Genomic DNA, 5142 nt, shown 5'->3' with positions numbered 1-5142 from the left:
GTCGAACGTCGCGTAGTAGTCGACGTCCGCGGTGTCGCGGATCAGCCGGTCGTACGCGATCACCGCGATGTCCGCGGCGGCGGCCTTCGCCAGCACGTCGGTCAGGGCGGTCGCGCTCACTGCGCCGACGACGAGCGCCCGCGCGCCGCTGTCGATCATCGCCTCCACCTGGCTGACCTGCTTCGCGACGTCGTCGTCCGCGTACTGCAGTTCGGTGGTGTAGCCCATCCGGTCGAACTCGTACTCCAGGTTCTCGCCGTCGAGGATCCACCGCGCGGACACCGTCGTCGGCAACGCCAGTCCGATCCGGCCACGATCCGCGGCAGCGCCCTGGTCGCTGTCCTCGGCCGCGTCCGAGCACCCGACCGCCGCGGTGACGAGCGCGATGACCAGCACCGACAGCCGCACGAACCGCGGGAAACCCATCTGTGCCCTCCCGGGACGCGACAGTGCTCTACCCTGCCCGTTCGGTCAGGCCCCGCCCGACTTGAGACAAATGAAACCTGGGTCAGGAGTGACAGAGTTCGATAGCTTGGCCCGCAACTGACCACCACGCGCGGGACGGTTCGCCGAATGCCGATCGACCAATCCGAGATCACTGATCCGGCGCCGACGTCGGGAGGGGCGCCGACCCCACCGGACGACACGGACGCCGAGTCCCCGACCACCGGGCCACCCCGGCGACGGCGAATCCTGATCGGGGTCGCGGCCGGCGTCGTCGTCTGCCTGTTACTGGGTCTGCTCGGCGGTTGGGCGGCGTACGCCTCGATCGACCTGCCGGCGGTCCCCGCGCCGAACGAGGCCACTCGGATCCAGTACTCCGACGGGGGCACGTTCGCGGCGTTCGCCAGCAAGAACCGGACCTCGGTCAGCCTCGGAAATGTTCCGGAGCACGCGCAGGACGCCGTCCTCGCCGCGCGCGATCCCGACTTCTACCGCTCCGGCGGCTCCGCGCCCGGCGCCATCGTCCGGGCGGCCCGTGCTCTGGTCACCGGCGGCGGCGGCGAATCGCTCACCGAGCAGTACGTCCGCGTGGTCTTCGCCGAGGGCCCCGGCCGGAGCGCACACGCACGGACCACCGTCCTGGCCCACAAGCTGAACGAGCGGTGGAGCAAGGAACAGATCCTGAAGGCGTACCTAAACACCGTGTACTTCGGACGCGGCGCGTGGGGCATCCAGGCGGCCTCGGAGGCGTACTTCCGGACCGACGTCTCCAAGCTCACGGTCGCTCAGGCCGCCGTGCTCGCCGCGGTGATCGCCGACCCGAAGCAGGATCCGCGCTCCGACCCCGGCGACGCGAAGCGCCGCTGGACCGTCGTACTCGACACGATGGTCGACCGCGGCACGCTGAACGCTGCCGAACGGGACGCGCAGGAGTACCCGGCGGTACTCGATGCCGCGCCGCGCTCGGACGCGTGGAAGGGCGGCACGAGCGGCGTACTCGGTCAACGGATCGAAAGCGAGCTCAAGAAGATCGGCTTCAGCACCCTGGACATCGCCACCGGCGGTCTGACCGTCAAGACGACGATCAGCAGCAAGGCGCAGGCCGCGGCAGTGCGGGCCGCGAGCACTCACGTGAAGCCCGGCAGCGAGGGCGAGACCGCGGTGGTGTCGATCGATCCGCGGACCGGGGCGGTCAGGGCCTACGTCGGCGGTGACCGGGGCTACGGCAACGCCGACCTGGCGTCGGCGGTCGCGAGCCACCCGGCTGGCGCGTCGTTCGAGCCGTACGCCTTGGCGACCGCGATCACCCAGGGCTACAGCATCGACTCACTGTGGAACGGCACCTCGGGGCAGGTCTTCGAAGACGCCGCGAAGCCGGTCACGAACGCCGGCGGCGACAGCTCGTGCGGTCCCCGCTGTTCGTTGACCGCGGCCACCGTGAAGTCGGTGAACACCGTCTACTGGGCGCTGACCCGGGAGGTCGGGGCGGCAAAGGTGGCCAGAACGGCGGAGAAGGCGGGCATCCGCACGCTGGACGGCCAGCCGATCCCGCAGCAGCTCGACCAGAGCGTCGACTCGTCGCTCGGACTGGGGCGGTACAGCGTCTCGGTGCTCGACCAGGCGGCGGCGTACACCACGATCGCGAACAACGGCGTCTATCGCGAGCCACACCTCATCGACCGGGTGCTCGACTCGGACGGGACCGTGATGTGGGACAGCGCCACGCACGCTTCGCGCACCGGAGAGGCGTGGTCCCGTTCGGTCGGTCGGGACGTGTCCTACGTCCTCCAGCAGGCGTACGACGCCGACCCGGCGGTCCGGATCGGCCGCCCGGCGGCGATCAAGTCCGGCGGCCTACGCGACCCGCAGGGGAGGTCGGACGCGTGGCTGGCCGGGTACACGCCGCAGCTGGCGACCGTGGTCTGGGTCGGCAGCCGGATCCCGGAGCGGGGGAAGACCAGCGGTTCGACCGACGTCCGCGGCTCGAGTGTCCCGGGCGCGATCTGGCGCGACTACATGGTCGCGGCGCTGAAATCGCAGCCGGTGGAGAAGTTCGCGCCACCGGCCCGCGTCGGCGACAAGCCGGGCAACGCCCGCTGACGGCTGAGTCCGCGCGGCCGTCAGCCCGGGCTGACGGCCGCGCGGACTCAGCCGTCAGCGGGCGTTGCCCGGCTTGTCGCCGACGCGGGCCGGTGGCGCGAACTTCTCCACCGGCTGCGATTTCAGCGCCGCGACCATGTAGTCGCGCCAGATCGCGCCCGGGACACTCGAGCCGCGGACGTCGGTCGAACCGCTGGTCTTCCCCCGCTCCGGGATCCGGCTGCCGACCCAGACCACGGTCGCCAGCTGCGGCGTGTACCCGGCCAGCCACGCGTCCGACCTCCCCTGCGGGTCGCGTAGGCCGCCGGACTTGATCGCCGCCGGGCGGCCGATCCGGACCGCCGGGTCGGCGTCGTACGCCTGCTGGAGGACGTAGGACACGTCCCGACCGACCGAACGGGACCACGCCTCTCCGGTGCGCGAAGCGTGCGTGGCGCTGTCCCACATCACGGTCCCGTCCGAGTCGAGCACCCGGTCGATGAGGTGTGGCTCGCGATAGACGCCGTTGTTCGCGATCGTGGTGTACGCCGCCGCCTGGTCGAGCACCGAGACGCTGTACCGCCCCAGTCCGAGCGACGAGTCGACGCTCTGGTCGAGCTGCTGCGGGATCGGCTGGCCGTCCAGCGTGCGGATGCCCGCCTTCTCCGCCGTTCTGGCCACCTTTGCCGCCCCGACCTCCCGGGTCAGCGCCCAGTAGACGGTGTTCACCGACTTCACGGTGGCCGCGGTCAACGAACAGCGGGGACCGCACGAGCTGTCGCCGCCGGCGTTCGTGACCGGCTTCGCGGCGTCTTCGAAGACCTGCCCCGAGGTGCCGTTCCACAGTGAGTCGATGCTGTAGCCCTGGGTGATCGCGGTCGCCAAGGCGTACGGCTCGAACGACGCGCCAGCCGGGTGGCTCGCGACCGCCGACGCCAGGTCGGCGTTGCCGTAGCCCCGGTCACCGCCGACGTAGGCCCTGACCGCCCCGGTCCGCGGATCGATCGACACCACCGCGGTCTCGCCCTCGCTGCCGGGCTTCACGTGAGTGCTCGCGGCCCGCACTGCCGCGGCCTGCGCCTTGCTGCTGATCGTCGTCTTGACGGTCAGACCGCCGGTGGCGATGTCCAGGGTGCTGAAGCCGATCTTCTTGAGCTCGCTTTCGATCCGTTGACCGAGTACGCCGCTCGTGCCGCCCTTCCACGCGTCCGAGCGCGGCGCGGCATCGAGTACCGCCGGGTACTCCTGCGCGTCCCGTTCGGCAGCGTTCAGCGTGCCGCGGTCGACCATCGTGTCGAGTACGACGGTCCAGCGGCGCTTCGCGTCGCCGGGGTCGGAGCGCGGATCCTGCTTCGGGTCGGCGATCACCGCGGCGAGCACGGCGGCCTGAGCGACCGTGAGCTTGGAGACGTCGGTCCGGAAGTACGCCTCCGAGGCCGCCTGGATGCCCCACGCGCCGCGTCCGAAGTACACGGTGTTTAGGTACGCCTTCAGGATCTGTTCCTTGCTCCACCGCTCGTTCAGCTTGTGGGCCAGGACGGTGGTCCGTGCGTGTGCGCTCCGGCCGGGGCCCTCGGCGAAGACCACGCGGACGTACTGCTCGGTGAGCGATTCGCCGCCGCCGCCGGTGACCAGAGCACGGGCCGCCCGGACGATGGCGCCGGGCGCGGAGCCGCCGGAGCGGTAGAAGTCGGGATCGCGCGCGGCGAGGACGGCGTCCTGCGCGTGCTCCGGAACATTTCCGAGGCTGACCGAGGTCCGGTTCTTGCTGGCGAACGCCGCGAACGTGCCCCCGTCGGAGTACTGGATCCGAGTGGCCTCGTTCGGCGCGGGGACCGCCGGCAGGTCGATCGAGGCGTACGCCGCCCAACCGCCGAGCAGACCCAGTAACAGGCAGACGACGACGCCGGCCGCGACCCCGATCAGGATTCGCCGTCGCCGGGGTGGCCCGGTGGTCGGGGACTCGGCGTCCGTGTCGTCCGGTGGGGTCGGCGCCCCTCCCGACGTCGGCGCCGGATCAGTGATCTCGGATTGGTCGATCGGCATTCGGCGAACCGTCCCGCGCGTGGTGGTCAGTTGCGGGCCAAGCTATCGAACTCTGTCACTCCTGACCCAGGTTTCATTTGTCTCAAGTCGGGCGGGGCCTGACCGAACGGGCAGGGTAGAGCACTGTCGCGTCCCGGGAGGGCACAGATGGGTTTCCCGCGGTTCGTGCGGCTGTCGGTGCTGGTCATCGCGCTCGTCACCGCGGCGGTCGGGTGCTCGGACGCGGCCGAGGACAGCGACCAGGGCGCTGCCGCGGATCGTGGCCGGATCGGACTGGCGTTGCCGACGACGGTGTCCGCGCGGTGGATCCTCGACGGCGAGAACCTGGAGTACGAGTTCGACCGGATGGGCTACACCACCGAACTGCAGTACGCGGACGACGACGTCGCGAAGCAGGTCAGCCAGGTGGAGGCGATGATCGACAGCGGCGCGCGGGCGCTCGTCGTCGGCGCAGTGAGCGCGACCGCCCTGACCGACGTGCTGGCGAAGGCCGCCGCCGCGGACATCGCGGTGATCGCGTACGACCGGCTGATCCGCGACACCGCGGACGTCGACTACTACGCGACGTTCGAC

The 5142-nt window shown here is 70.9% G+C and carries 4 protein-coding genes; 2 read left to right on the top strand and 2 right to left on the bottom strand.

Translation table 11 applies throughout. The features are described from left to right. Positions 1-426 (bottom strand): substrate-binding domain-containing protein (locus tag ABEB28_RS42990; RefSeq protein ID WP_345734069.1); only part of this gene is annotated, 426 nt, incomplete at its 3' end. Between the two features lie 147 nt (positions 427-573). Here ABEB28_RS42990 and ABEB28_RS42995 point away from each other — a divergent pair. Next, positions 574-2544 carry a transglycosylase domain-containing protein gene (locus ABEB28_RS42995; RefSeq protein ID WP_345734070.1) on the top strand — a complete coding sequence of 657 codons (1971 nt, stop codon included), beginning with the start codon at positions 574-576 and terminating at the stop codon, positions 2542-2544. A 54-nt stretch (positions 2545-2598) separates the two neighbouring features. On the opposite strand, the gene ABEB28_RS43000 is transcribed toward ABEB28_RS42995, so the two are convergent. After that, positions 2599-4569, bottom strand: a complete 1971-nt coding sequence (locus ABEB28_RS43000; RefSeq protein ID WP_345734070.1) for a transglycosylase domain-containing protein — start codon at positions 4567-4569, stop codon at positions 2599-2601. Positions 4570-4716: 147 nt separating this feature from the next. On the opposite strand from ABEB28_RS43000, the gene ABEB28_RS43005 reads away from it, so the two are divergent. Next, positions 4717-5142: substrate-binding domain-containing protein (locus tag ABEB28_RS43005; RefSeq protein WP_345734069.1), on the top strand; the 426-nt coding region annotated here is incomplete at its 3' end.

The sequence above is a fragment of the Cryptosporangium minutisporangium genome (genome assembly GCF_039536245.1).
Classification (GTDB): Bacteria; Actinomycetota; Actinomycetes; order Mycobacteriales; family Cryptosporangiaceae; genus Cryptosporangium; species Cryptosporangium minutisporangium.
Note: the sequence above shows the minus strand (reverse complement) of the source record. Positions and strands in the feature narration are given on the sequence as shown.